We start from the raw sequence: 24,381 nt of genomic DNA, 5'->3' as shown, positions 1-24,381 counted from the left end.
CCCCCACCGGTAGTAGGGGCGACCCGCCGCGTCCCCCATCATCACAGACAGGAAGGCACCACCCATGGCAGAACCCGCCCCCACCCGATGGGTGCCGCCGAACCCCCGAGAGCTGCCGGAATGGCGCGCGCAGCTCGTCGAATACACGGCCTCGAACCCGTCCAACGTCGCGATGCGCGAGGCCATCCGCGCGGGCCGTTGCACGATCGTTCCCACGATGCGCAACGCGCCGATCGAGGCCGACACCCTCGCCGCGATCCTGCTCAACAAGGCCGAGCGCGCCCGGTTGGAACAAGCAGAGCTGTACTACGCCACAGCCGACATGACGGCCCTCGCCCTGGCCGCCGCCGCCACCCCGCCCCGGGAGCGAGCGAGCATCGATCGCCTGCCGGCGGAGTCCGGACTGATCGTGTTCGGCGAGCCCATCGGCGGCTACGTCGAAGACGTCGGGGCCGCCCTGGCGGACACTCTCGCCGCCCGGCCGGGGGTCGATGCCAAGATCACGACACCGATTGTGGCCGCGTCGTGGACCGCATGGACCCCGGAAGACGTGAACGTTGAGGGTGCCCCGGTGACATGGGGTCACACCACCCGTGACGGCTACGCCGCGATTCCGCCCGGCACTCGGGGAATCTGGGTGACCTTCTACAGCCCCCGGGGCCTGTTCTCCGGGCTGGCCCCGGAAACCGTGCTCGGCACGATGCGGGACGGCTCAGTCATGACGGCCGGGATGATCGAGGCGGAACGGAGCAAGGTCCCCGGGGGTCCGCTCAACTGGGACAACGAGGTGCTGTTGATCGAGGGCGTCGGGTTCGACCCCGCCCGGCCTGACACCACCGACGTATGGACGCACACCCTTTACACCGCCTGGCAGCTCATGACGTCCGACGGGGGGACTCGGTGGGCCGAGGTGGAAGAGATCCCCCGGGAGCGGTCCGGCAGGAAGCGGGACGCCCGACAGGGCATCACCGGCCCGTCGGCTGTCCGCGTCGTCAATGTCCACACCGCCCAACGGCCGCCCCGGGAAGCCGCCGACGCCGACGCCGCAGCGAGCACCGGCCGCCGGGAACCGTCGTGGTCCTGCCGATGGCCGGTGCGACCGTACCGCCGCTCAACGTGTCTCAACCCCCGCGGGCACGCAGCCGGAGACTGCCGGCACGAGGACCGCATCGTTCCCGGACACATCAAGGGACCGGAGGGCGCACCGCTCCGCACGGGCGCCACCGTGCACCTATGGGACCGGCAGCCGCAGGCCGAGACGTAGCCGCAGCCGACCGAGGGCCCCGCCGTACGTCACGACGGGGCCCTCGTCATTACTCGAAGCCCCTATGCCCCCAGCTCACAAAATATGAGCCACCGTCATACGCCCTGGTCGTGATGGGGGTGCACCGAATGGCAGTTTCAGGGTCGCCGTCGGCCCCGACTTGCCCAGCTCGCGGGCGCAGGACCAGGGGCGACGTCCCGCAGGGGTGCACACCGTGGCGTACTCGGCTCAGGGGGGTGCACGGAATGGCAGGTTCGGCGCGACCTGCGGTTTCGTCACGCGAACCCGGGCGACGCTGCCGGTATCCGTGCACCCGTGGCGAGTTCTGCGGAGCTCCTCCCGGCCGCCACGCCAAAGGGGCAGACTCGACCGGTGCCCGCTCGACCACCAGGAGGACGACCACCCATGCCCCACACCGAACCCGCCACGGCCGAGAGCGAGCTCGTCGACCACCTGCGCAGGGACGCCACCTTGCGTGGCGAACGCCCCGGATGGACACACAGCAGCGTGGCAGCCCTCCTCCTCGCGCACGGCCGCCTGTTCACCCCGGCCCCGTGGCCCGACGGCGGCACACCGCCCGGCGAACCCGGGAAGTGCTACGTAGAGGCGGCGTCTTGGGCCTGGGCCTCCGAGGGCGAGCTCGCCTATGTCGAAGGCTTCGCATGGGATATCGCCTGGCCCGTCGAGCACGCATGGTGTGCGGGCCCGGACGGCAACGCACGTGACCTCACCTGGCCCCGCCCCGGCGGCGCGTACGTCGGCCTTCCCGTGCGCGCCGAGGACGCCCGGCGCATCATGTGTGAGAGCGGTCCCCTACTGCACGGGAACGGCTTCGCCTCGGACCTCGCGGTGAAGTGGTGCCGTGAAGGCGTACCCGCCGAACTCCTCGTCGATGTCGGCCGTGCCGTCCCCGCCGCCGACTGACCGCACGCGCTCGACGGCCCGGCCCGTGCGTACGCTCGATGGATGAGCGTCGAGGAGATACCCGAGGCGGTGCCGGCCCGCCCGTGGCGACGAGAGGACGGCCCCCCACCCCAGGTGAAGACATGGCCCCCGGGAGACCGGCCCGCCCTCCTGGTGCGCTCCGCCGGGCGATGGCGCTACGCCCCGGTCAAGGCGCGGCAGGACTGGGCCGACGGCCGCGTCATCTATCAGGTGGAGGTCGACCTCCTCGGCGACACCACCGTGACCCATCGCCTCTACGAGTGGCCACAGCCCGGATTGCGGTCCGTGCGCAAGCCCGCCGCGACCGGCTCGAACGAGGCCGGAATGCCGCGCCCGACTGCGCGCGAGTGACTCCTCGCCGAGCTGCCCCCCGTCAGTAACGGACACACGACGGCGGCCCGGCGGGAAGGTCCCGCCGGGCCGCTGTCTGGCAGAAGTCAGCCCTTCGGAATCGGCGGGGTCGGCGCGCCCTCCGACTTGTAGGGGTTGGCGCATGCGTACACCACCCACCCCGCTTGCCGCTTGCCGTTGACCTTGATCACGTGCGTGTACCAGCGCTTTTCTGCGCGCTTGTAGCCCCACTGGTCGTAGGTCACCCGTGTCCCCTTCGGCAGGGCCCGGATGATGCGGGAGCGCTGCGAGGAGTCCGCCCGCAGGTTCGCCCCCTTGCTGCACGAGATCACAGTCGTGTCGGTGCTCTTGGCCGAGGCCGCCGCGGGGAAGCCCAGCACTCCCCCGGCTGCCCCCAGGGCAACCAGGGCGGCGGTAGCGGTGCGCGTCGTTGGATTCGTTGATCGCATACCGGGCCCAACACCGACCGCGGGGGCGCCGGTCACGCTGATGCCTCCGGGACCACCCTGACGGGGTACCTGGCGAGCGTGTCCGGAAATCCGGACACCAAGCGCCGCAAGGGTTGTAGGCCCTCGGGAGTGACTTTCTGCGGGGCCCGGTCCCTTCCGGGTGCCGATCATGGCTACCGTCTACGCCATGACAGTAACCACCCGGATTCCGACCCTCTCGGACGATCTTGAGTATCTCTCGATCGTCACGCAGTGGGACACGGAAGCGCTCTATCACCAGTGGTCCGCGGCGACCCTCGTCCCGGAGACCTTCCGGCCGGCGCAGCCCTCCCGCGTGTTCGTGGTCACGAACAACAAGGGTGGCGTTGGCAAGACGACTACGGCCGTCGAGCTTGCCGCCGCCTGGGCGTCCATGGGGCTGCGCGTCCGCCTGATCGACGCTGACCCGCAGAACGCGGCCATCACGTATTGGCTCGGCGTCGAGTACCCCGCGCACCTGCCTGTCGAGCAGCGCTACAACCTCCGTCACGTCTTCCTCGGCGAGCCGGTTGACCCGCAGAACCCGAACGGTGCCACCCGCGATGTGTCCCTCGACGAGGCCACCTACCCAACCCGGTTCGAGAACCTCCACGTCGTGCCCTGCACGCCGGACCTGACCCGAGTTGAGTACGAGCGCACGAGCGGCACAGACAACGCCCTGCGGTACGCCATCGCGGAGTCGAAGGAGCCTTTCGACGTGACGGTGATCGACGCCTCACGAACGATGAGCCTCGTTACGCTCGCGTGCCTGATCGCCTCTGACGACGCGATCATTCCCGTGAAGCCGGGAGCACTCGACGCTCAGGGCGTGCTCAGCATCAACACCACAATCGAGAAGATCCAGAAGCGCGAGAATCCGAAGCTGCGCGTCGCCGCCATCCTCACCACCATGTGGGAAAAGAGCGACCTTGCCCGCGAGGTTGAGGAGCAGGCCGCCGAGGACTACCCCAACGCGATTGTCTCCCCCATCAGGAAGACGACCAAGGTAGGAGAGGCCCCGGCCACCCATCAGCCCACCCGGCTGCACGCCCCCCGGGCAACCGCAGTCGCCGACTACGGGCAGGTTGCCCGGCTTCTGTTGGACCCGGTGAAGGCTGCATGAGCACTGAGACCCCCGGCCAGACCTCCGGCCGCCGTCGGAGGCGACTCGGCATCACGACCAAGGCCACGGAATCCCCGAGCGCGGGCACGGAGACGACGGGAGGAACCGGCGCCCCCGCCGACGGCGGCGCCGAATCTCCGAGCGTGGACACGGAGATGACGGGGGAAACCGGCGCCCCCGCCGACGGCGGCGCCGAATCCGCCGGCACGTCGGCGCCCGCTGAGACACCGGAGCTCACTGGGCAGGCAGAACCGCCCGAGTATCAGGACCAGGAGGACGACCTCCTTTCCAACTTCGGTGGCGGCCTGCCCGCTGCGGTCGACCCGTTCGCCCCGCAGCTCGTCGACCGGACCCGTCTCCCGAACGTCCCCGGGGAGCGGCTCGCCGTCTACGAGGCTGCGATCGAGGCATCACGCGGAACCCTGGCCGACAACGTCACCCGGGCCCGGTTCCGCGCCGAAATCGAGATTGGGTTCGTCCTCGACGCCATCCGCAGCGAGCCCGAGCTCTACGTCTCGGAGTACGGCACGATCGAGAACTACGGCTGGACCCGGTGGGGCTACAAACGGTCGACCATGTACGAGCTCATGGACACCGCCCCGATTCGCCTCGCCGCGGCATCCGGAAAGACCGTGTCCGGAAATCCGGACACCAAGGGCCGTAAGGCATTGAGGCCCCCCGCGCCTCGCGCCGCCATCGAGGCGGCACCCTCCGATGCCGGTACCGAGAAGGCTGGAACCGCCCCGAACGACGCCCGCACCGTGGAGACCGGCACCGCCCCGAAGTCGGTCAAGGTGGAGCTGTCCAAGTCGGTTGCGCTGGAGCTCGTCCCCGTCTGGCGTGCCCAGGGCGAAGAGGTGGGCCTCGCCATGCTCGCCGAGGCGAAAGAGAAGGCCCAGAAGCGAGGGGGCAAGATCACGGCGGCTCTGGTCCGCGGAGTCGTCAAGGACTGGGGCGCGGCCGTCGAGAACCAGGACCAGGGCGACGCGGGCAAACTCCTTCCGTCGGAGAAGGAGCAGCGAGAAGCGGTGAACAAGACCCTCGCCAACGCCGCCGCCGCCGTTGACAAGCTCGTCGCCGTGCTGGACAAGCTCGACATGGAGAGCGTCCCGCCGCTCGATCACGCCGAAGCCGAGCGGCACGCTAAGTCCATCCGGGCGGGCGGCCGGTGGCTGAACAGTCACGTCAAGATCCCCGCGGAAGTGGTCGACGCTGAACTCGTCCAGGACTGAGGCACACATACGGCCGGGCCCCCGCTCCTGCGCGGGGGCCCGGCCGTATGTGCGTGAGAGAGCGACTCAGCTAGCGCCCGTACCTACTGCGGCACAGCTCGGCGATAGCGGGATCAGTCACGCCGTGAGCGGCCCGACAGACGTCCCGCATGGAGTACCCACCCGGAGGTGCCGGCGCGGGACGAGCTGGGCGCGGCGCAGCACGGCCGGGCGGGGAAGGGGCCCGCTCTGCTCGGCGGGGTGGTGCCGAAGGCTGGACCCGGCGCGGTCGAGGTGCGGCCGGACGGGTGGCAGGGGCAGGCTGCGCGGCCTCGGTCGCCGAGGGGGCTCGCTTGGATCGGGGTCGGGGTGCAGTCGAGGAGGGCGAGGGCGAGGGGTCCAGGCCGGTGTGCGCGAGTGCCTCGCGGGCGGGAGCCTGGCTGACGTCGAGTGGACTCGGCGCCGCGGAGAAGGCGGGCCGGTGGCGGATGGGTGCCTTTCCGTTGTCCGGAGGGACGGACACGCACCCTGCGGCGAGGGCGGCGAGGAAGGCGGCAGCGAGACAGATAGCGGGGCGGCGCACCTGTCCACCGTGCCCGATCAGTCCCAGCCGGGCGCACCGCCGCGCGAGGATTCCACCCGTACCAGGGACAGGGAACAGCCGAAGCCGCCCCCGCTGTCGGTGCTGTCCCGAGTGCCGCGAGTACAAGCTCGCGCACGACTCTTGGCAGTGGCGCCGCCCGTCCGCCGCCACCCGGTAGCAGTGGTGCCGGCGAGACGTCCGCCCGCCGGACCGGCAGCATGTCGCGCCGCCCGCAGGGCTGGGGGAACGAGGGCGGCGGCGCGGGCCACACCGGACAACAGGCAGGCCGTCGGCAGCGGGTGCGACCGCCGCCGCTGCCGGGTGGCAGGGGCGAGCTCGACCGGTCGCACCGTGGCGGCGGAAGAGTCGAGGAGCTCCTCGCCCCCCTGGGCCTGGTCCTCGACGACGTCCTCGGCCGCCGCCGCGACGGCGGCGCGGGCCGGGTCGTAGATGGCGGCGAGTCGGGCGAGTTGCTCGCCGATCCCCCGCGTGCCTGCGAGCGGCGCGGCGAGCTCGTCCCAGACCTCCCCGGCGAGCTCGACGTACGCCCGGCCGCCGAGCACTGTCACGGCCGCCCCAGAGATCCCGAGCTCGTGTGCCTGCCGACGCAGCGTCTCGCCGTCGACCGTGCCCGGGTCGCCCACCCGGAGGTCATAGTTCAAGAGGTGCCGGTCGAGTTCGACAAGCCCGTACTTGGCCGACAGGATCACCACGCGCCCTGACCGGCCGCCCTGGGTGAGGACGTCGGCCGCCCGGCGCATCGCCCGGTGGTAGCTCCCCACGTAAAGCGCTCCGGCCCGCTCGCCGATCACCGGCTCGCCCTTGCGGACCCCGTCGGCATACACCGCCTTCCGACCCCCGCACGCCACGATCACGACGCACTCGCGCTCCTCGGCCGCCGCCCGACGACGGCCCGCCGCCGTGATCCGGACGTCTCCCGCGTCGAGCTTCCACACCGCCTCGGCCACGGGCACCGTGCGGCCCTGGGGGCGCGTCCACTGGACGAGCCCGGCCGCCCCCAGGGAGCGGGCGGTCCGCAGGTTCACGGACGCGGGGAGGAAGCCCTCGGGGTGCGCGGCGGCGGTGTGCAGCCAACGGCGCTGCACCGGAGTGAGCTCGACGGCGGGGAGCTCCTCGTCCTCCTGGTCCTCGACGACGTCCTCGGCCGCGGCCTCCTCGACCGGCGCCTCGTCGACCGGGAGCTCCTCGCCGTCGAGGGCGGCGAACAGGCGGGCGCTGCGGCGTCGCTCGGCGGCGCGCAGCTCGGCGAGCTCGCGCTCGAACGCCTCGGCGGCCGGGTCCGGGGTGCGGTCCGCGGCGGCGAGGAGCTCCTCGGCCTCGGCCTCGTCGTGCATGGCGTACAGGGACACCGGGCCCTCGGCCTTGACGACGTCCCACGCGATGCGCGCGGCCTGCTCCCACATCGGGGCGGCCGGGTCGACGTACCGGGGAAGCGCGGAGATCCCGAGGAAGTCGGCGACGGCGGTGAACGCCGCGGCACGGAACCGCCGGGCGTACGCGCGGGCCCCGCCGGAATCGGTGTATTCGAGGGCATCCTCACCGGCCGCGCTGCGGGCCCACCGGCCGTAGACGCGGGCGGCCTTGGTGGTGACGGCCTCGACGCGGGCGAGGTAGCGCGGGACGGCGGACAGGTAGCGGGCGACGCGCTCGGGGTCGCCGGACACGTCGAGGTGCAGCTCGTCGGGCGTCGGCGCCGGGGCGTCGGGGCTGGCCGGGTTGTAGTGCGGAGTCCTGTACGGGTGGCGGGCCTCTACCCGGTAGATGACGGCGAGGCGGCGGGCGGCGGCGGCGCGAGGCTTGCCCTTTCCGGCGGCGCGGTCGAATTCGAGGGCGGCCTCAGCGCGGCCACGGTCGACGGCGATCCGTGTCCGGGTGACGTACTCGGCAGGCATTCGGCGTGGCTCCTGTGGTCGGGTGTGTGATCTCCGACCACTTTCCCACGCTTGCACTATGACTACAAGTTCAACTCACAGTTGAATTCAAAGTTACAGGCAAAGGGGGCGGGCCCCGGTGACTACCGAGGCCCGCCCCCTGCTCTGTACCGCCCGCCCTACTCCTCGCGGGCCGCGTCCCTGCCCTCCTTGATGAACCGGGCGGGATTCGCTTCCTTGGCGACCGTTTCCACGTACCACGACATGGGCCGGACGCCCTCCTCCTTGCAGTAGCCCGGATTCGGGCCGAGACGGAATCCGCCCGGCAGCGGAGAACCGTCCGGCTTGCGCGGCACCACCGCGCGGGCCGTCGGGTACGCCGAGGGATAGATCACGCAGTCAGACAGAACCGCGAGCGGGACCAACCCGAGCGCGTTCCACGTCTTGACCATCTTCCGGTGAGCGCCGACCCGCGCCGCACTGATCACCGCGGCGCGAATGTCCGGCCGCCACGTCGGCCGCTTGAGTGCCGGCCACGGGGCATTACGGCCCGCCCTCTTACCCTGCGGCCGTTCCCGCAGCTTGCCGATGCCGCCCTTTGCCGTCTGCTTGATCGCGGACAGGAGGGCGACGGCCTCGGGGTCACGCTCCTTGATCGTGGCCATGGCCGAGAGATACGCCTCCTCTGGCATGTCGGCCGTGATGCCCAGATCGGCGAGGGTGGCCATGTAGGCATCCCTCAGCCGGTTGTGCCACAGGTCGAGGTAACCGCCCGACTCGGGCCGCAGCCACGCCGCGATGGGCCGGACCTCGATCCCCAGCTCGACCGCGTACGCCAGAGTCGGCGTCGCGTACCAGGCCGGGCCCGTCGGCGCCTTCCCGTCCGGAGTGAACGGAGAGGGGAACCCGGCCGGGAGCGTCTTCCACTCCTTGGTGGCGAGATCCTTCGTGCGCAGCTCGGCACCGGACAGGTCAACGAGCCAAGACCCCGGGATCTTCTTGTCGAACCGCGGCCCGTCCGTATAAACGGCCTCGCCGAGTCCCACCGTCAAGCGGCTGGCTGCTGCGAGAAAAGCGGTGTTCACGTCGAGGCCGACGACGTACGGCGCGGCGGCCTCGGCCTCGGTCGGCTCCCGGTGCCACGCGAGGGCCTCCTCGGCGAGGACGTGCGCCGGGTCCTTGGCCTCGTCCCGCGTACGGTCTGCGGCGAGCGGGTGCTCGTCCGGGGCCTCGGGCGGGGCAGGGTCGACCGGCTGAGAGAGGGAGCCCTCGACCGGCACGCGCCGCAGGCGGCCGGTTCCGCGGTCCCGGACGAGCCGGGTCGGCGGCCGGACAGCGGTCATCAGGGCCAGGCTGCATGCAGCCGTCGAGCCGCTCGGCGTGATCACGCGCTCGGCGTACTGGCCGAGGACGTACGCCAGGGCGGCCGGGTCGGCGGCGACATCCTCGACCCCGCCCCACCGCAGATGATCGGCAAACGCGCCCCACGGGACGGTGGCGACGTGGACCTCGACGCGGTCCCGGAACAGGAAGGACCAGGGGGAGAGACCCGCGCGGGACAGCTTCCACCCGCCCTCTTCCACCGCCTTGACCGCGGGGTGATCGTCCGACACCCGCAGCCGCTTGCGGTCGTCGAGCCGGGCGGGCAGGCCGAGGGCCTCGACAGCGCCCTCGGTGAGGACCAGGAGCGGGCCGGACTCCTCGCCGAACTGAGACAGCCGAGCGGCCCCGAGGCCGTAGGCGACGGCCCACTCGGCGGCCGTGGCGAGGTCGACGACGTCCGCCGGCACGTCCACGCGCTGAACATCGGGACGGTGGCCGACGAGGGCGCCGCCCTCGGCGTCGAGGACCAGGAGGGGGGCGGCGTAGGTCTTCTCGGTCAACGTCATCACCCGTTGTAGTCCAGCTCGATGTAATCAATGTCCGTGAACTCGACGTCGAGGCGCTCGGCGTCCGTGCCGGGAGTGCGGAAATACTCCTCCGCGAGGCCCTCCCCTAGAAGTCGCTGCAACTCCCCCTCGTCACCCGCCCGCAGGGCGTCGAACACCTGCGGAATCAGATGGTCGGGAACTTCCTCGCTGAGGCGGCGCATTCGCGGGTCATCGGTGCTGCCCGCATCGGAGGTGAACCCGAACCGGGCCCGCGTCTCCACGAACATGCCGCGCTGCTGGGCCTCCTTCTGTGCCTTCGCCGTCACGCGCGGCTGGTGATCCTTGGCCGCCTCCTTCTGCAAACGGCCGAGAATCTCAGGCTTGCTCTTGCCGATGTTGCGATCGCCCTTGACGTACCGCTGCACCGTCCTGCGGGAGACGCCGAGACGCTCGGCCACCCGCGCGGTGTTCCCCTTCTCCTTACGCATCAGGGCGTTGAACTGGCCCCTCGCGGTCTTCGGGGTGCTGCGCGTCTGGAACCGCGCTCGCATAGCATTGATGATCTTCCCCATGGCCACGGCTCCTCTCAACTGATCTGGTAGACGGGGGCGAGCAACGGGTCCCTGCCCGCCTCAAGGCAGTAGCCGCCGCCGCACATGACCTTGCCGGGCAGCGTGGTTCGGACGGCAGTCCGGCAGTGCGAGCACTCGGTCACTCTCGGCGCGGTCCGCTGCGTGACCATCTGCCGGGCCGGGATCACGTACTCGGGCGTGAGCTTCTGCAAGAGCTTGGCCAAGTAGCCGTTCGGCCTGTACGCGTCCCGATTCTCCGAGGCGTCCAGCGCGCGGAGGAGTGCCTCCTCCGGCCAGCCGTTGCGCAGGCACCACGTAACCGACCGGACCGCAAAACCCCGCTCCTCATCGGTGACCCCGACGAACCAGCGGACACGGTCGATGACGGACTCGGCACGTGCCGGCGCCTCCTCCCACGCCGCTCCTTCCAGCTTGCGGGCCTTGAACCCGCTCAACAGGGTGAAGCGGTCCGCCTGGCGGCCGCGGTTCTGCCCGTTCTCCCGGATCGGCACCGTGCGGAACTGGACGAGGTCGTCACGCACGAGGTGCGCCCGGTGGCGCGAGATGGTCCGCAGGCTGACACCCGCGATCTTGGCGAGCTCCTCCATGTGAACCTGTCCCTCCCACCCGATCCCGGCGAGGGCGACGAGACATTTCGCACAGGTGGGGTCCGGCGCAACGACGTTCGCGGCCCACTCCTGGGCCCCCGGCAAGAGGCGCTGACCGATGCCGCCGCCCAGCGGCGTGCGCCGGTCGGCGTCGATGCGGGAGTGTGCGAACAGGTGCGCCAAGTGGTCCTGCGTAGCGCGCTTTTTGAGGCCGACCACCCGGCCGAGTGTCTCGGTCGTGAGCCACGTCTCGGGGTCGGCGGTCTGGTGTTCTTCGAGCGCCCCGTACACCTTCCGGCAGGAAGGGCAGTCGTCGGGACTGATATCGCGGTGGGGTGCCACTTATTGGCCTTTCCGTCCGCTGCGGTGTCTCTCCGCGGGGTGCGCGGGTAGACTCCGCTACAGACCTAGAGCAGGGTCCACGCGGAAGCCTCGACGGGCGGGAGCTGGTAACTCCCGACAGATCCCCGGCGGGGCTTTCTGCATGAGGTAGGCGGGGGGTCTGCGAGCTAGACCGTGATGACCTCCTGCGAGCCGCCAATGACGTTGGCGATCCGGCGGGGGGACAACTTCTCAACGGCGTGCGTCGGACCGCACAGGAGATCGGGAACCGGGATTCCGTAGTGGGCGGACAGGCGGTCGACGTCTCCCAGGGACCACGCCGCACCCCCGTTCTGCTTCCGGCTGACCTGCCCCTGAGTGATCCGCAGGCCGCGCGCCAAGATCGTCTGATTCTCCCCGCACGCGCGCATCAGGGCCGCGACCGTGATCCGGAGCGTGGTCTCGCTCGAACTCAAGGCGGCTGCGAACTTCCCCATATGCTCTGACCTCACTTTTTGTGAGCTGGACTCATAACGACAGCTAGACGGGTCCGTTGGTTCCGGCCCAACCGGTGGCCACTCTTCCACGGTTTCACATCAACTACAAGTCTTGCTTGTAGCGATGTTGCGTTCGTGTCATCCTCGGAGCATGACCACCACACCGCGACTCGCCAAGCTGCGAGAAAAGAGCGAGGCATCCGAGGCGCAGGCCGAGAAGGACAAGCGGGCGCTGCTGGCCGCGGCCGTCGAGGAGGCCATGAAGTCGACGGCATACGGTCACCTGTCCGCCGTCGCGAAGGAAGCCGGCATTGCCTCCCAGTACCTTCGGACTCTGATCGAGACGGAGCACCCCGGATGGCTCGCCAGGGCTGCCGAGGAGCGCAAAGCGGCCAAGGCCGCCAAGGGGGCCGGGGGATCGGCCGCCGCTTGATCGTCCGCGCCTGACACCGCCCGCACCCGTCCGCCGGGTGCCAACCCGAGGAGTGACCCCGTGAGCGCCCTCCCCGCAGAGGAACCCGTCAACCCCTACCGGACCCATTCCGGCGGCGGCCCCCGCACCGTCACGCAACTACGAGCCGCCCTCACTGCTGCCTCGACTGCCGACCGCGAGCAATTCGAGGCGCAGCTCGGCGACCTCGACCTCGACGACCCCGAGGAGTACGCCGCCCTGGTCCGGTCGTGGCGGCACCGCCTCGTCATGCGCACCCGGCCCGAGATCCTCGCCGCCGTCGCCGTCTCGACCGACCCCGCCGCCCCGCGCTTCACGTCCGAGGAGATCCTCGCCGCCGACGGCCGCCAGGGGCCGGGCCGGTGACCGCCGGCACCCCCTGGGCCGTCGCCTACAGCGAGACCGGCCGCGCCGGTCTGGCCACCGCCACCGCCGAGGAGCGGGCCGCCGTCCTCAGCTTCGAGAAGCGCGTCGCAGCTTCGCCGTACACCTGCGGCGAGCTGTACCCGGACCGCGTCGGCGGCCTCTACACGGCACTACTCAATGTCGGCGGCCGGATGGCGTGGACCAGCGTTCTGTACCGAGTCGACGAGACCCGACGCGAGGTGCTGATCGTCGCCATCGTGTCCGGTCCCTGACCCACAAGCCGAGCCGCACGGGCGGCGGGCGATGTTGCCCGGGGCAAGCCCGCCAAAGGCGAGAGCGCCCGCCCCCTGATGGGGCGGGCGCTCCTGTGTGTTCATCAAAGAGCGGGTGACGTCTCGTCGTGATGCCCCTTGACCTGCAAAGGGAGAGGGCCGTACACCAGGCGCACCCGATGGCAGGCGCCGACGAGTCGTGCGAGCTCGATCACGCGGCCGGTCTCGTCGCGCGTGATCCGGTCCACCAGGAGGACCGACGATTGCGGGCTGATGCCGAGCCGTGCGGCCTGATCGGGTGTGGCAGGTTCGACCGTGACCGATTCCTCGGCCTGCGCCGGAAGGATGCCGGCGGCCACCACTGAGCCAAGGGCGCCGCCGTCGCTCTGGTCGGGGTGGTCGAGGCCCGCGGCCTGGGCGACGTCGAAGGGGTGCCACTCCTCGCGTAGCGCCGCGGTGCTTGCGTCGAGCATGGTCGAGCCCTGGTGGCAGACGACGGGCGTTCCTGTGGGAACGGCGAGGAGTTCGGCGACGTCGGCGGGAGCATCGAGCGTCTGAATCGTGGGCGTCCCCTCCCACGAACCGGGGGCCGTCGGGTCGAGGACTTGCTCGTATCGGTGCACGGTCACCCGAGGGCGGGGCGGGTCGAGGACCACGGTCCCCCGGCCGCGGCGGGAGACGACGTACCCCCAGCCTTCCAGCTCCTTGTAGGCCCTGTTCACGGTGGCTTTTGAACCCTCACCGGCTGCGACGAGCTCGGGAATGTGCGGCAGGGTCGAGCCCACCGGCCGAGTGCCGTTGCGGATCTCCTCGGCGAGCCGCTCGGCAAGCTCTCTCCACTTAGGGGCCATGCCCTGCGCTCCTCCCGTCGGTGCACTCAGTGAAGCACACGCCGGCACCGAAAGATTCCCCATTCCTAGGAATGGCGTTGACAAGGTTGTGTGCGGGTGGCATGGTCGTTCTCGGCGGTCATTCCTAGGAATGAAAGCTGAACGCCATTCGACCCGCTGCCCTCACGGGCGCGGCCCCGACGCGTCTAGTCCACGCTCCGGGGCCGCTAGGCGGACAACTCATCAAGGGAGTTGATCCACTTGCGCACCACCATGCCGGAAACGGCCCTCCACATGCGAATCGGCTCGGCCGACTCCTCCGCCGGAACCGTCCCGAGCCGTCTCGACCTCTCCGCCGAGCTGGGCCTCGACGTCGACCTCGTCCTCGGCCCCATCGGTGGCGACTCCGACGAGCTCGACGAGCTCGCCCGCCTGTACGCCTTGGCCGACATGGCCGACTCCGGGTTCATCCCGACCGGCGCGAGCCTCGACCTGATCGCCGGAATCGTCGAGGAGATCGAGCGCGAGGACGACGCCGACGGCTACGAGGCCGACGACATGTTCGCCGCGGGGTGGGCCGCGTGACGATCACCCGCAGCACCGCCGCCCGCGCCTTCCGCGGCCTCCTCGGCTCCGCCGACCGACTGCACCCCGCCGCGCTCCTGGTCCTGGTCCTCGCCCTCGCGGGCCTCGCCCAGCTCGCCGCGCCGTTCGTCGTGACCCTCCTCACCGCCCTGGTGACCGGCGCCAAGGCCGCCGCCCTCCTCGTCGGGGCCGCCGTCCTCGCACGCCTCGCCTTCCGCGTGGCCGCGCTCGTCCCCGCCCCCCGCTCCGCCCCGCCGGCACCTTCGGCCCCGCCGGTCCCCCCGGCCTCCCCGTCGGTCCCCGGCCCCCGCACCCGCCGATGATCGCCGTCGCCCGGCGTGCCCTCGTCGTCTCGGCCGCCGGAATCGCCGCCGCCGTCCACCACATCGCCACCGGGGCCCTGACCCTCTTCCTCGTCGCCGACTGGTTCGCCGTCTCGCTGATCGCCGGACACGAGGGACAGGCCACCACCGCCGCCGCCGTCGGCCTGGTCCTCGCCGTCGAGGGCATCCGCGCCGCCCGGTTCGGCCGCCCCTTCCCCCACTGCCCCCTGTGCTTCATGGCCCGCCGCCCCCGCCGGGCCGCCCGTAAGGAGACTGCCAAGTGAGTACGTCGTTCTACGAGGAGCGCCGCCTCGACCGCAAGAACGAGCGCGAGGAGGACCGCCGCGACCGTCTCGCCGAGGCCGATGCCGCCCGCAAGGAGCGTCTCGCCGAGGCCGAGGCCGCCCGAATCCGGGACGAGGCGCAGGCCGAGCAGCGCCGCAAGGACCGTGAGGCCCGGCAGGAGGAGGAGCGCCGTCTCCGCGCCGAGCGCAAGCGCGAGAAGGCCCGCCGCAAGGCCGAGCGGAAGAAGGCCCGCGCCGAGTTGCTCGCCCGGCTCGGCAAGGAGGGTGACACCGTCGGCGCCCTGGTCGTCATGGCGTGCGGCATCGTCCCGGCCTTGTTCTTCCAGCTCCGCGCCCTCAACGGGGAGAACCTCCCCGGGATCATCAGCCTGTGCCTGGCCGTGATGCTGGAGGCCGGGGCGTGGGTGGCCACCGTGAGCGGCGAGCGCGCCAAGCGCGAGGGCCGCCCCGTCGGCCGCTTCCGGGTCGTCATGTGGGCCTGCGCATCGTTCGCCGCCGTCATCAACTACTCGCACGCGCCGGGGGAGCCCGGCGGGTGGCTCGCCTGGGTCCTCGCCGCCGCGAGCTACGCGGGAGTCTTCTTCTGGGAGGTCCGCGGGTGGGGCCGTCACGGCACCAAGGCCACCCGCACCAAGGCCCAGCGCAAGGAAGCCCGGCGTCGCCGCCGGCACGACCGCAAGCGCCGCCGCCTCTTCCCCGCCGTCTACGCCCGCTACACCGACATCCTGACCGCCCACCCCTACAACACCGTCAACCGTGACAAGGCGTGGGAAGACGCGTGGCAGGACACGCACGGCGCCGGTCTCGCCATCACCGCCGGTGTCATCGCCCACCGAGGCCGAGCAGACAAGGCACTCGCCGCCGCGCACGGCGTGGGGGTCGAAACCCTCGCCGTCGAGCAGCTCCTCGACAACCTGTTCCCCGGCGACGGAGGCGACGACGGACCGCCCGCGCGCCGCTCCTCGCGAGGCCCGAACGGCGGCCCGAGCAAGGGCGGTCGAAAGACGACAACCCTTGGGCGCAAAGGAAAGCAGGCCGTCGGCCGCCTCACCGGACGGACCGCTCCGAAGGTCCCCGACAAGCCCCTCGACCCGGCCGACCTCGACCGCGTCCGCACCCTCGCCGACCTCCTCGGCGGCGCTTCAAAGCTCTCCGTGAAGAACGTCCGCGAGGCCGTCGGCGGCGGTAACACCCGCTACGCGATGCAGCTCCGCGACGCCGTCAAGGCCGAGAGGAAGAGGGCCCGATGAGCACCCCCAGCAGCAGCCACACGCCGCCCCGCTCCCTCATCCTCGCCGTCCCCGCCGGCACGTACGTGACGATCACCCGCGCCCCCGAAAACGGATGGGGCCCGGCCGCCCTGATCGGCGCCCTCCTCCTGGTCCTCATCCTCTGGGGCCCGGCCACCGTCCGGGCCGGTGCACGGTCCATGGCCGTCCACCGGGCCGCCAAGAAGGCCAAGGCCAAGAAGGAGGAGGACAAGTGACCCGCACGACGGCCGCTCTGAACGCCTTCCGGATCATCGCCGCCGAGCTCGCCGACTGGGCCGACACGGCAGACCAGGACGGGCACCACGGCTACGCGCAGACCTGCGCCGACCTCGGCCTCGTCTACCTCGAATTCGAGGACGCCGACACCGCCCACCCCCGCGTGACCACCGCATGGTGCGCCGCGGAGTCGGCCCGCATGTCGCTGACCGACGGGACCGGAATCGAGGCCCGAGCGCGCATCGCCCGCGCCCGTCTTCACCTCGCCCTCGCCCGGCGTGAACAGTCCGCCGACCTCCCCACCACCTGAGCCGCGCCACTCGATCGCACCGCCCCGGCCGCCCCGGCGGCCGGGCCCCTGCCCCGGAAGGAACGCCAGACATGAGCACCACCGAGACCGAGCGCGGACCCGAGACCGAGGCGCAGCTCGTCGACCTCGCCGCCTACCGCGACGCCGAGACCCTCGACCGCATCGAGGAGACCGCCCGCGAGGCCGCCCGCCGCACCCCCGCCGGCATCACCGACCTGACCACCGGCAGCGTCCGCCTGGACAAGGTCGAGGAGGCGCCCCTCGCCGCCCCGGCCGACGCCGAGGCCGCCGTCGTCGAGTTCACCGACCCCGACGACGACCCCGGCACCCTGGAAGTCCTCGACGAGCGCGCCGGATGGAACCTGCGGGCCCTGGTCCCCGAGTCCCTCACCGACCCGGGCGTGTGGCGCCAGCGCCGCGCCGAGTGGACCAACGCCGCCGCCTTCCACACCCTGCGCTCGCCCGTCTACCTGTGGCGCGCAACCCGCGTGGCCAGCGTCGGCGCCCGCGCCGCCTCCCGCGACGCCTGGTCCTACCTGTGGGCCACCGAGTACGGCGAGATCGCCGACAAAGTGAGGCGCACCAAGGCGGGCCCGGAGCACATCGCCGACCTGCGGGCCGACCGCCGCAAGGAGGCCAAGCAGCGCCGCCGCGAGCCGGTCACCGTCTACGCCCTGACCGGCTGCACCACCTACGTGGCCGCGCTCCTGGCGCTCGGCGAGACCTGGGGTTGGGTCATGGCCGCCCCGCTCCTCCTGCCGCTGTTCGGCGTGCTGTACGCCCTCGGCCGCCGCGAGCTCATCCGCCGCGAGCCCGACGGCACGTTCACGATCACGGACGCGGTCGACTACACCGGGGCCGGGGTCCTGACCGAGGACGGCCTCAACGACGCACTGCGGGCCCGCAACGTCGGCATCCTCAAGGAAGGCGAGTCGGTCACCGTCAAGGGCTTCATCGCCCGCGAGGCCGACGACAAGGCGTCCGTCGTGCGGTTCGAGCTTCCCCGCTCGTCCGGCAAGACGGCCAAGGAAGTTGCGGCCAAGCGCGACCCGCTCGCCGCGGCCCTGGCCGTGGACTCGATCCAGCTCTCGATCCGGCAGGACGGACACGAGGGCGAGGTCTACATGCGCGTTGCCGACTCCCACCCGTTCGGCGGCAACCCGGTGCCCTCCCCGCTCCTGCACGCCGAGGAGTGGGACATCTGGAAGGGCGCCCCCACGTTCGTGGACGAGACGGGCCGCATCATCCCGATCGAGCTCCTGTTCTTCGGCCTCCTGGTCGGCGCCATGCCCCGCCAGGGCAAGACCTTCACGGCCCGCGCGGCGGCCCTGGCTGCGGTCCTCGACCCCACATGCCGGATCGTCGTCGGCGACGGCAAGGGCGGCAAGGACTGGTCAGCGACGGCCCTCGTCGCCGAGGCGTACATCCGCGGCGTGACCACGGCCGCAGTGCGGCGCCTGACCCACGTCCTTGAGGACCTCGTCGAGGAGATGACGGAGACCTACGACGCTCTGTTCGAGCTCCCCGACGAGGTGTGCCCGGAGGGCAAGCTCACGCCCGAGATCGTCCGGGATCACGGAATCCGCCCCGTCGTGCTGATCATCGACGAGGTACAGCGCTACTTGGAGAGCGACGACAAGGAGTCGGACGACGACAAGGTCACCTACGGGCAGCGCATCGAGAAGGCGCTCACCGACCTGGCCAAGGTTGGCCCGGCCGCGGGCCTGATCCCGATTCTCGCCTCGCAGAAGCCGACCGGCGACGCTGTCCCGAGCGCCATCCGTGACGCCATCCCGCAGCGCATTGCCCACCTGTGCGCCACCTACCAGATGAGCGACTCGATTCTCGGTACCGGTTCGGCCGCCTCCGGCTGGAACGCCAAGGACTTGGCGCCCGCGTTCAAGGGCATGGGCATTCACGCCGACGAGACCGGCTACCGGTTCATGCGCTCGCTGTTGATCAACCTCCCCGAGTTCCGCGGTGTCTGCGAGCGCGGCCGGGCCCTGCGCATCGCCGCCGGCACGCTCGCCGGGGAGGCCGCAGGCGACGGCGGGCGGCGGGCCCGTGTCGGCGGCATCCTCGCCGACCTCCTCGCGGTGTTCGAGGAGGCCCGCCTCCCGGAGCGGATGCCCACGGCCGAGATCCTCGACGGCCTCGCCGTCCTCGACCCCGGGACGTGGGCGCCCGCCGCCCTGGGGATCGGCGAGGAAGACCGCGCCGCCTACGTCCGAGCGGGCGGGACGGCCGTGCGGAAGGCCATCGACGAGGCTCTCGACGGAACCGAGCGCACCCTCGCCGTCCGGAGCTGGACGAGCGGCGGCCGGGCCAATGGCTACTACCTCGACGACGTCCGCACCGCCGCCGGGATTGCGTAGAAATGCACCCCGGTACGGGGTCCGTACGGATCGGAACGCCGCAGGTCAGCGCCCGGTACGCCATCCGTACGGACCCCGGCCCCGCCGGTACGCCGAACTGTCCCCGCGGCCCCCGTACCGGCCCCGTACGGGCCTCTGACCGGGCATAACCCGATCCGACCCGGCCCGTACCGGCTCCACAAACCCATGCATACCGATCACGCCGAGGAGCGTCGCCGATCATGGAAAACGACACCCACACCCGCGCCGAGGCCGCCGTCGTCTACCGCCCCGAGCCGATCAGCGGTCACCCGCTCGAAACCCGCCCGATCCTCTCCCCGGCCCCCATCCCCGGCGCCGTCGAGGCTCGCACCGCGGACGGCCGCACCGTGTGGGTGTACGCCGACCTGACGGCCCCCGCCGGCACCGAAACCCCGGCAACCGACCCGGCCCCGACCGCGGTCCCCGCCTGGGCCAAGACAACGGCCCTCCTCCTCGTCTCCGCGTCCGCCTCGCTCGTCCTCGCCGCCTACGCCGTGAAGGTGTTCGCCGAGGCCGCCGCCGCCCTCGCCGCCGCCCTGGTCCTCCTGGCGAAGATCGCGTTCGTCCTGGCCTTCCTCGTCGCCCTGGTGGCCGCCGTCGTCAAGCGCGGCCGGGGGCGCGGGACGCAGACGGCCACCGCCACCGCGACGGCCACCGTCGGATTCCTTGGCCGGGCCAAGGCCACCGCCACCGCCACGATCACGAACCGATAGGAGCCACCACCCATGTCCGCGATCAAGGTCCGGAAGTTCACCATCGGCGGCGCCGCCGTCCGCTGCCCCAACCGGCCGAGCAACTCCACCCCGCGCGAGCTGACGCTCATCCCGACCAACGAGGGCATCAACGCCACCTGTGGCGAGATGCACCGCGACGAGAGCGGCCGACGGCGCAGCCGGGCGCAGTGCTTCTTTCCCGTCGAGAACCTCACCCCCGCCCAGCTCCGCACCATCGCCCAGGCCGAGCCGGGGAAGCCCTTCCGCCTGGTCCTCAAGGGCGGCGGCGCCGTCGAGGGCGTACTCGTCGCCGTGGGGGCCGCGCAGTCCACCGCCGCCCGCGCCGCCGCCGCTGCCAACGCGAAGGCAGGCACGGCGGCGACGGGACCCGCCAAGCCTGCCGGGAAGGCGACGGGCGGGGCCATGGCCGCAGCCTTCGGCGCCATCGCCGCCGTAGCGGGCGCGGCCGGACAGACGGCCGCCGCCGCCGGACAGATCGCCACCGCCGGGGCCTCGGCCGTCGAGTCCGCCGCGAGCGTCGGCCGCGAAGGCATCGGCGCCGCCCGCGACGGCATCCGCGAGGCCGGGGCCGTCGGCGAGCGCCGGCACGAGCGGAAGATGCGCGACGACGGCGGCGGAGCCGAGGACTGACCGCAGGATCGGCGCCCCCGCGGGCCGCGTGAATCGGCCCGCGGGGGCGCCTCTGCGTCTGGGACCTGCGGAGATGAACCGAACGGGCCTCTTCGGACGGCTGTAACTTTCAAATCAACTCACAGTTCTACTTGTACTTGAGATACAAGCTGTGTCATCGTGGAACCTCCGCACTACACCGAAGGAGAAACCCCTTGAAGGACACCGCTGGCCAGCCCACAGCCCCCGCCGAGGAGGAGATCCCCCTCCCGCTCCCCGAGCGGTTCCGCAAGGCGTACGAGGCCGAGCTCGGCAACCTCCACCAAGAGGCCGACAGTGCCCCGTTCCGGCAGGTCTGGCAGCACGTCACCAGCGGACGCACCACCGCCCCGTGCTGGCTCCTCGGCCCCCTCGCCGACGTCGCCGCGCTCCTGGTCGACGTCGCCGAGGAGTCCGACGCCCCCGCCGCCACCCGCGCATACCGCCGCCTCGGCGCCGTCGAGCTCCTCGCCCTCCTCGGCCACCACGGCGCCTACCCCTGGCCCCGCACCGGTCACGGTGTCCGCCCCTGGGGTGACGAGGCCGCCCACTGCGAGGACTGCGCCGAGCGCATCGGGCACCGCGCCCCGATCACCGGCCGGTGCGGGGCCGCGCTGCCGACCGACCCGACCCCCTGCACCGGCCGCCCGGTCGTGACCGTCCTCGACTCCTCCAACACCGGCGCGCACGGCTGCGAGCACCACGCCGCCCGCCTCCTCGCCGCCCTCGACGGCGGCCGTCCCGTCGCCCTGCCGGACGCCCCGGACGGGGCCGCGCTGCGGGTGTTCCGCGCCGCCGCCGCCGAGCGGCCCGCCCGCCGGACGTCGAGCCTGCGCGAGCTCGCCACGGGCGCCCCCGTCAGCTGACCCACCGCAGACCTCCGGGGCCCCGCCGGGGCCCCGGCCACCACCGCAAAACCGAAGGAGAACAACCGACATGACCACTCGCAAGATCGCCGCCGAGACCACCGGACCGGTCACCATCGACGCCACTCTCAAGGGGCACGGAGGCGTGATCTCCGTCCGTGTCGACGACAAGTGCGAGCGCGCCACCCTCACGATCAGCACCACCGACGACGACGGCCCGGCCGCCGAGGCCGTCCGCGCTGCCACCCTCCGCCAGTCCGCAACCGGCCTGTACGCCTCCGTCGTGGGCAAGGGCGGCACGAACACCGGGACCACCACCATCATCACCGGGGGCCGTGGCGGCATGACGATCATTCAGAACGCCGGAACCGTGCACGGCGAGATGGTCGGCATGAACTTCGCCGACGGCGACGTGACCGTGAACGGGGTCCGTGTCTCGGGCGGCGGAACGGTGATCGCTGCCACGGCGCCGGTCGAGATCGTCGCCACCGTGCCGCCGGGCAGCAAGGTCATCGGAAACACGCAGTCGGCCGACGTCGAGGCCCTCGGCACCTTCGCTGCGGTGAGCGCCTTCACGCAGTCCGGTGCCGTCCGCGTCGACACGTCCAACAAGGTGACCGCCTCGACGCAGTCCGGCGGGGTCACCGTGGACAAGGCGGACGAGATCAACGTCAAGACCATGTCCGGCGGGGTCTACCTCAACGTCACGGACGTGGTCGAGGCCAAGACCATGAGCGGCGCCATCACGATTCAGGACTTCGCCGGCACCGCCCGCCTCAAGACCATGTCCGGCGCGATCCGCGTACACGCGACGGGTGGCGGCGACCTCGACGCCAAGACCATGAGCGGCGCCATCGACGTGACCGCCACCGAGGCCGCGCTCGCCGACAACCTCGACGTCCGCCCCCGCTCCATGTCCGGCCGGATCAGCGTTCCCAGCCGCCGGACCCCCGGCGCGAGCCCGCGCCGCCGTCGCTGACCTCACCTCCTGGACCCCCGCCCTGCTGCCGGGCCCCGCTGCGTGAATCACCGGGGCCCGGCCCGCCCCTCACTGAGAGGACAACCACCGTGAAGACCGGAACCCGAACCAACGCGCTCGCCAACACGATTCCGCTCGGAACCGCCCGCCTCCGTCTCGTGATCCTGAGCCTCGTTCAAATCGTCGTCCCGGCCGTCGCCGCCCTCGCCACCGCCTGGGCCGTCGAGCCGCAGCTCGCCGCCGACGGGTCCACCCGGGTCGCCTGCCTCGTGCTCGCCGCTGTCCTCGCCCTGTCCGGCGTGGACAGCGTCGTCACGAACGCCACCGAGGGCGCTTACCGCCGCGCATACGGCCGCGTCCACGGCCCGCGCTCCTGGTCCTGCGAGGACTGCGCGCGCGAGATCAGGGCCCACGAGTGGACCCCGTGGGAGGCCGCCGCGTTCGAGGCCCACCTCTCCGACCCGCGCGCCCACAACTGCAACCGGCAGGGCTGACCGCTCGCACGCCACCGGGGCCCGCTCGGGTCCCGGTCCGATCGAACCGAGAGGAAGACGCCCGCATGACTGCGAACCGCGCCGCCGCCTACCCCGCCGTCTACGCCCTCCTGCGCATCGCCGCCGACGTCGCCGACCACTGGGTACAGAGCGACCACCAGGCCCAGCACAAGGCCAAGCCCGGCGCCGAGGGACACACGGCCCTCGCCGGACACGTCGCCTCGTACACCGCCACACAGGCCGCCGCACTCCTGATCGGGAACCGCGTCCTCGGCCTCGGACTGCGCCCCCGCTCCATGGCCGCCGCGCTCACCCTGTCCGCGTGCACGCACTACCTGATTGACCGCCGTTGGCCCGTCCGCAAGACGGCCGAGGCCACCGGAAAGGGCTCGTTCTATGAGCTCGGCGGGCCGCTGGGCGGCGCTTACCTCTTGGACCAGGCGACACATCACCTGTTCGAGGGCTTCGCCGCGTACCTCGCCGTCCGCGACTGACGCACCCCCGCCGACCGCACACCCACCCCGGCCGGGGCGGTGAAGGACTACCGCCCCGGCCGCCTGCATCCCAGGGAGTACCCCGCATGACCGACACCACCGACGGCCGCCGCGTCCTCGACCTGTACCGCGAACTCGCCGACCTGCAACGCGAGTCCGACCGACTGCGCATCGCCACGGCCGCGCGGCAGGCGTTCGAGGACGTCGTCACCCGACACGACGCGCTCGGGAAGGAAGGAACCGACCCCCAGGAGGCCGCCCTCGTCCGGGAGGAGGCCGCCGAGTACCTCCGTGGCCGCAGGCCGGTCCCGCCGCCGGTCTCCCCGGCCGAGCTGATCGCCCACGCCCGCAACCGGATCGAGGTACTCGGCCGCCTTGCCGCGGCCGGGATCGAGGGAGCCGCCGAGGGAGTCGCCGAGGCCGAGGCCGAGCTCGCCGAGCTGTGCCCGGAAGAGGCAGAGATCGAATTCGTCTCCTTCGGATACCTGCACGGCCCGGCGCCCGAGGCTGACCTCGTCATCGACATGCGCCGAAGCTTCCGTGACCCGCACGTAAGCCCGGAGCTGCGGAACCTGACCGCTGCCGACGAACGCGTGATGAACGCCGTCCTCAACACCGACGGCGTTCCCGCCCTGGCCCTCGCCGTCCGTGACGCGGTCGACGCCTTCCGTGCCGGCCCCGGCGGCGGGACGGTACGCATCGCCGTCGGGTGTGCCGGGGGTCGCCACCGCTCGGCCGCGCTCGTCAACCACCTGGCCACCCTCTACGCCGACGAGCTCACGGTCAGCGCCCACCACCGCGACATTCACCGGCCGGTCGTCGACCGGTAGGGCAGCCGGCACAGTCGCCGACGACCCGTGCCGCGCGTGTGGACTGAGCAGTACCGGCCGTCACATGTGGCGGCACGAACGACACCGAAACGCCCGGCCTTCGCGGTGGAGGCCGGGCGTTTGCGTGTCTCCTGAATCGCAGCTCGTCATCGAGTGACCACTCGGACGCATCGGCGGTATGTCCCCAGCTCACACAGCATGAGAGATGCTCATTTCCACCGGTGAAAGCGTGAAGCGGCCCCCCGGTGCGTGAATCACCGAGGGACCGCCAGAAGCAAGGATAGAGGCAGGGGCGGAGGGCCTCAC

Annotated in this window: 29 protein-coding genes; 22 read left to right on the top strand and 7 right to left on the bottom strand. The window is 71.7% G+C overall.

The features are described 5' to 3' along the window. Nucleotides 1-64 precede the first annotated feature (64 nt). The 3 genes from ACH4NX_RS37125 (at nucleotide 65) to ACH4NX_RS37115 (ending at nucleotide 2,560) form a co-directional block, all read left to right on the top strand. A complete protein-coding gene (locus tag ACH4NX_RS37125) occupies nucleotides 65-1,264 on the top strand; it encodes a hypothetical protein (protein WP_398130232.1) in 1,200 nt (399 codons plus the stop codon). Nucleotides 1,265-1,669: 405 nt separating this feature from the next. Next, nucleotides 1,670-2,188 carry a hypothetical protein gene (locus tag ACH4NX_RS37120; RefSeq protein WP_398130233.1) on the top strand — a complete coding sequence of 173 codons (519 nt, stop codon included), beginning with the start codon at nucleotides 1,670-1,672 and terminating at the stop codon, nucleotides 2,186-2,188. A 42-nt stretch (nucleotides 2,189-2,230) separates the two neighbouring features. Next, entirely contained in the window at nucleotides 2,231-2,560 is a 330-nt protein-coding gene (locus tag ACH4NX_RS37115; protein ID WP_361016668.1) for a hypothetical protein, read from the top strand. An 86-nt stretch (nucleotides 2,561-2,646) separates the two neighbouring features. On the opposite strand, the gene ACH4NX_RS37110 is transcribed toward ACH4NX_RS37115, so the two are convergent. Beyond that, nucleotides 2,647-3,009 carry an SH3 domain-containing protein gene (locus tag ACH4NX_RS37110; protein ID WP_398130234.1) on the bottom strand — a complete coding sequence of 121 codons (363 nt, stop codon included), beginning with the start codon at nucleotides 3,007-3,009 and terminating at the stop codon, nucleotides 2,647-2,649. Nucleotides 3,010-3,196: 187 nt separating this feature from the next. Between ACH4NX_RS37110 and ACH4NX_RS37105 the strand changes: the two genes are divergently transcribed. Together ACH4NX_RS37105 and ACH4NX_RS37100 are read left to right on the top strand one after the other, a co-directional pair. Then, entirely contained in the window at nucleotides 3,197-4,150 is a 954-nt protein-coding gene (locus ACH4NX_RS37105; RefSeq protein ID WP_398130235.1) for a ParA family protein, read from the top strand. Further along, complete coding sequence (locus ACH4NX_RS37100) at nucleotides 4,147-5,382, top strand: hypothetical protein (protein ID WP_398130236.1); 1,236 nt, start codon at nucleotides 4,147-4,149, stop codon at nucleotides 5,380-5,382. The genes ACH4NX_RS37105 and ACH4NX_RS37100 overlap by 4 nt, the downstream gene beginning before the upstream one ends. Nucleotides 5,383-5,961: 579 nt before the next feature. On the opposite strand, the gene ACH4NX_RS37095 is transcribed toward ACH4NX_RS37100, so the two are convergent. From ACH4NX_RS37095 to ACH4NX_RS37075, 5 genes are all read right to left on the bottom strand, one after another. Then, nucleotides 5,962-7,857, bottom strand: coding sequence for a DUF6884 domain-containing protein (locus ACH4NX_RS37095; protein WP_398130237.1), 1,896 nt, complete (start codon nucleotides 7,855-7,857; stop codon nucleotides 5,962-5,964). Between the two features lie 158 nt (nucleotides 7,858-8,015). Next, a complete protein-coding gene (tap, locus tag ACH4NX_RS37090; protein WP_398130238.1) occupies nucleotides 8,016-9,725 on the bottom strand; it encodes a telomere-associated protein Tap in 1,710 nt (569 codons plus the stop codon). Then, nucleotides 9,725-10,279, bottom strand: coding sequence for a telomere-protecting terminal protein Tpg (gene tpg / locus ACH4NX_RS37085; protein WP_398130239.1), 555 nt, complete (start codon nucleotides 10,277-10,279; stop codon nucleotides 9,725-9,727). Before tpg ends, tap begins: the two co-directional genes overlap by 1 nt. Nucleotides 10,280-10,293: 14 nt before the next feature. After that, nucleotides 10,294-11,229, bottom strand: coding sequence for a hypothetical protein (locus tag ACH4NX_RS37080; protein ID WP_398130240.1), 936 nt, complete (start codon nucleotides 11,227-11,229; stop codon nucleotides 10,294-10,296). Nucleotides 11,230-11,396: 167 nt separating this feature from the next. After that, nucleotides 11,397-11,705: a helix-turn-helix domain-containing protein gene (locus tag ACH4NX_RS37075; protein ID WP_361016647.1), complete on the bottom strand. Its 309-nt coding sequence runs from the start codon at nucleotides 11,703-11,705 to the stop codon at nucleotides 11,397-11,399. A gap of 151 nt (nucleotides 11,706-11,856) precedes the next feature. Between ACH4NX_RS37075 and ACH4NX_RS37070 the strand changes: the two genes are divergently transcribed. From ACH4NX_RS37070 to ACH4NX_RS37060, 3 genes are read left to right on the top strand one after another with little or no spacing between them, the layout of a single operon-like run. After that, on the top strand, nucleotides 11,857-12,138 hold the full coding sequence (locus ACH4NX_RS37070; RefSeq protein WP_361016644.1) for a hypothetical protein: 282 nt from the start codon (nucleotides 11,857-11,859) through the stop codon (nucleotides 12,136-12,138). 60 nt (nucleotides 12,139-12,198) lie between these two features. Further along, complete coding sequence (locus tag ACH4NX_RS37065) at nucleotides 12,199-12,522, top strand: hypothetical protein (RefSeq protein WP_361016642.1); 324 nt, start codon at nucleotides 12,199-12,201, stop codon at nucleotides 12,520-12,522. Continuing rightward, nucleotides 12,519-12,794 carry a hypothetical protein gene (locus ACH4NX_RS37060; RefSeq protein WP_361016640.1) on the top strand — a complete coding sequence of 92 codons (276 nt, stop codon included), beginning with the start codon at nucleotides 12,519-12,521 and terminating at the stop codon, nucleotides 12,792-12,794. The genes ACH4NX_RS37065 and ACH4NX_RS37060 overlap by 4 nt, the downstream gene beginning before the upstream one ends. Nucleotides 12,795-12,898: 104 nt before the next feature. Here the strand turns inward: ACH4NX_RS37060 and ACH4NX_RS37055 are convergent, their stop codons facing one another. After that, nucleotides 12,899-13,645 carry a GntR family transcriptional regulator gene (locus tag ACH4NX_RS37055; protein WP_361016637.1) on the bottom strand — a complete coding sequence of 249 codons (747 nt, stop codon included), beginning with the start codon at nucleotides 13,643-13,645 and terminating at the stop codon, nucleotides 12,899-12,901. A gap of 240 nt (nucleotides 13,646-13,885) precedes the next feature. Between ACH4NX_RS37055 and ACH4NX_RS37050 the strand changes: the two genes are divergently transcribed. From ACH4NX_RS37050 to ACH4NX_RS36985, 14 genes are all read left to right on the top strand, one after another. Beyond that, on the top strand, nucleotides 13,886-14,209 hold the full coding sequence (locus ACH4NX_RS37050; protein WP_398130241.1) for a hypothetical protein: 324 nt from the start codon (nucleotides 13,886-13,888) through the stop codon (nucleotides 14,207-14,209). Then, nucleotides 14,206-14,532, top strand: a complete 327-nt coding sequence (locus ACH4NX_RS37045) for a hypothetical protein (protein WP_398130242.1) — start codon at nucleotides 14,206-14,208, stop codon at nucleotides 14,530-14,532. Before ACH4NX_RS37050 ends, ACH4NX_RS37045 begins: the two co-directional genes overlap by 4 nt. Next, nucleotides 14,529-14,816, top strand: a complete 288-nt coding sequence (locus tag ACH4NX_RS37040; protein ID WP_398130243.1) for a hypothetical protein — start codon at nucleotides 14,529-14,531, stop codon at nucleotides 14,814-14,816. Before ACH4NX_RS37045 ends, ACH4NX_RS37040 begins: the two co-directional genes overlap by 4 nt. Further along, nucleotides 14,813-16,087 (top strand): hypothetical protein, encoded by a 1,275-nt coding sequence (locus tag ACH4NX_RS37035; protein WP_398130244.1) that lies wholly within the window; start codon nucleotides 14,813-14,815, stop codon nucleotides 16,085-16,087. Before ACH4NX_RS37040 ends, ACH4NX_RS37035 begins: the two co-directional genes overlap by 4 nt. Continuing rightward, complete coding sequence (locus ACH4NX_RS37030) at nucleotides 16,084-16,323, top strand: hypothetical protein (RefSeq protein ID WP_361016623.1); 240 nt, start codon at nucleotides 16,084-16,086, stop codon at nucleotides 16,321-16,323. The genes ACH4NX_RS37035 and ACH4NX_RS37030 overlap by 4 nt, the downstream gene beginning before the upstream one ends. Further along, nucleotides 16,320-16,634 (top strand): hypothetical protein, encoded by a 315-nt coding sequence (locus tag ACH4NX_RS37025; protein ID WP_398130245.1) that lies wholly within the window; start codon nucleotides 16,320-16,322, stop codon nucleotides 16,632-16,634. Before ACH4NX_RS37030 ends, ACH4NX_RS37025 begins: the two co-directional genes overlap by 4 nt. 71 nt (nucleotides 16,635-16,705) lie before the next feature. Beyond that, a complete protein-coding gene (locus ACH4NX_RS37020; RefSeq protein WP_398130246.1) occupies nucleotides 16,706-19,009 on the top strand; it encodes a hypothetical protein in 2,304 nt (767 codons plus the stop codon). Between the two features lie 221 nt (nucleotides 19,010-19,230). Then, the gene (locus tag ACH4NX_RS37015; RefSeq protein ID WP_398130247.1) at nucleotides 19,231-19,743 is read left to right on the top strand and encodes a hypothetical protein; all 513 of its coding nucleotides are present in this window, start codon (nucleotides 19,231-19,233) and stop codon (nucleotides 19,741-19,743) included. A gap of 12 nt (nucleotides 19,744-19,755) precedes the next feature. Next, nucleotides 19,756-20,394, top strand: a complete 639-nt coding sequence (locus ACH4NX_RS37010) for a hypothetical protein (protein WP_361016612.1) — start codon at nucleotides 19,756-19,758, stop codon at nucleotides 20,392-20,394. 194 nt (nucleotides 20,395-20,588) lie between these two features. Further along, nucleotides 20,589-21,278, top strand: a complete 690-nt coding sequence (locus tag ACH4NX_RS37005) for a hypothetical protein (RefSeq protein ID WP_398130248.1) — start codon at nucleotides 20,589-20,591, stop codon at nucleotides 21,276-21,278. 70 nt (nucleotides 21,279-21,348) lie between these two features. Beyond that, complete coding sequence (locus ACH4NX_RS37000; protein ID WP_398130249.1) at nucleotides 21,349-22,257, top strand: DUF4097 family beta strand repeat-containing protein; 909 nt, start codon at nucleotides 21,349-21,351, stop codon at nucleotides 22,255-22,257. Between the two features lie 89 nt (nucleotides 22,258-22,346). Then, nucleotides 22,347-22,751 (top strand): hypothetical protein, encoded by a 405-nt coding sequence (locus ACH4NX_RS36995; protein ID WP_398130250.1) that lies wholly within the window; start codon nucleotides 22,347-22,349, stop codon nucleotides 22,749-22,751. 65 nt (nucleotides 22,752-22,816) lie between these two features. After that, nucleotides 22,817-23,245 (top strand): transcriptional regulator, encoded by a 429-nt coding sequence (locus ACH4NX_RS36990; RefSeq protein ID WP_361016601.1) that lies wholly within the window; start codon nucleotides 22,817-22,819, stop codon nucleotides 23,243-23,245. Between the two features lie 86 nt (nucleotides 23,246-23,331). Then, nucleotides 23,332-24,075: a hypothetical protein gene (locus ACH4NX_RS36985; RefSeq protein WP_398130251.1), complete on the top strand. Its 744-nt coding sequence runs from the start codon at nucleotides 23,332-23,334 to the stop codon at nucleotides 24,073-24,075. Nucleotides 24,076-24,381: the final 306 nt, after the last annotated feature.

The organism is Streptomyces sp. NPDC017225 (assembly GCF_044331465.1).
Taxonomy (GTDB): domain Bacteria; phylum Actinomycetota; class Actinomycetes; order Streptomycetales; family Streptomycetaceae; genus Streptomyces.
The sequence above is the reverse complement of the archived record's forward strand: the minus strand, read 5'-3'. Positions and strand labels throughout refer to the sequence as shown.

Bases quoted from the DNA above. Each gene is read 5' to 3' on its own strand.
- tap (WP_398130238.1), bottom strand. From the start codon at position 9,725: ATGACGTTGACCGAGAAGACCTACGCCGCCCCCCTCCTGGTCCTCGAC.
- ACH4NX_RS37115 (WP_361016668.1), top strand. From the start codon at position 2,231: ATGAGCGTCGAGGAGATACCCGAGGCGGTGCCGGCCCGCCCGTGGCGA.
- ACH4NX_RS37075 (WP_361016647.1), bottom strand. From the start codon at position 11,705: ATGGGGAAGTTCGCAGCCGCCTTGAGTTCGAGCGAGACCACGCTCCGG.
- ACH4NX_RS36985 (WP_398130251.1), top strand. From the start codon at position 23,332: ATGACCGACACCACCGACGGCCGCCGCGTCCTCGACCTGTACCGCGAA.
- ACH4NX_RS37095 (WP_398130237.1), bottom strand. From the start codon at position 7,857: ATGCCTGCCGAGTACGTCACCCGGACACGGATCGCCGTCGACCGTGGC.
- ACH4NX_RS37015 (WP_398130247.1), top strand. From the start codon at position 19,231: ATGGAAAACGACACCCACACCCGCGCCGAGGCCGCCGTCGTCTACCGC.
- ACH4NX_RS37000 (WP_398130249.1), top strand. From the start codon at position 21,349: ATGACCACTCGCAAGATCGCCGCCGAGACCACCGGACCGGTCACCATC.
- tpg (WP_398130239.1), bottom strand. From the start codon at position 10,279: ATGGGGAAGATCATCAATGCTATGCGAGCGCGGTTCCAGACGCGCAGC.
- ACH4NX_RS36990 (WP_361016601.1), top strand. From the start codon at position 22,817: ATGACTGCGAACCGCGCCGCCGCCTACCCCGCCGTCTACGCCCTCCTG.
- ACH4NX_RS37010 (WP_361016612.1), top strand. From the start codon at position 19,756: ATGTCCGCGATCAAGGTCCGGAAGTTCACCATCGGCGGCGCCGCCGTC.
- ACH4NX_RS37055 (WP_361016637.1), bottom strand. From the start codon at position 13,645: ATGGCCCCTAAGTGGAGAGAGCTTGCCGAGCGGCTCGCCGAGGAGATC.
- ACH4NX_RS37020 (WP_398130246.1), top strand. From the start codon at position 16,706: ATGAGCACCACCGAGACCGAGCGCGGACCCGAGACCGAGGCGCAGCTC.
- ACH4NX_RS37120 (WP_398130233.1), top strand. From the start codon at position 1,670: ATGCCCCACACCGAACCCGCCACGGCCGAGAGCGAGCTCGTCGACCAC.
- ACH4NX_RS37030 (WP_361016623.1), top strand. From the start codon at position 16,084: ATGAGCACCCCCAGCAGCAGCCACACGCCGCCCCGCTCCCTCATCCTC.
- ACH4NX_RS37125 (WP_398130232.1), top strand. From the start codon at position 65: ATGGCAGAACCCGCCCCCACCCGATGGGTGCCGCCGAACCCCCGAGAG.
- ACH4NX_RS37105 (WP_398130235.1), top strand. From the start codon at position 3,197: ATGACAGTAACCACCCGGATTCCGACCCTCTCGGACGATCTTGAGTAT.
- ACH4NX_RS37070 (WP_361016644.1), top strand. From the start codon at position 11,857: ATGACCACCACACCGCGACTCGCCAAGCTGCGAGAAAAGAGCGAGGCA.
- ACH4NX_RS37110 (WP_398130234.1), bottom strand. From the start codon at position 3,009: ATGCGATCAACGAATCCAACGACGCGCACCGCTACCGCCGCCCTGGTT.
- ACH4NX_RS37100 (WP_398130236.1), top strand. From the start codon at position 4,147: ATGAGCACTGAGACCCCCGGCCAGACCTCCGGCCGCCGTCGGAGGCGA.
- ACH4NX_RS37040 (WP_398130243.1), top strand. From the start codon at position 14,529: ATGATCGCCGTCGCCCGGCGTGCCCTCGTCGTCTCGGCCGCCGGAATC.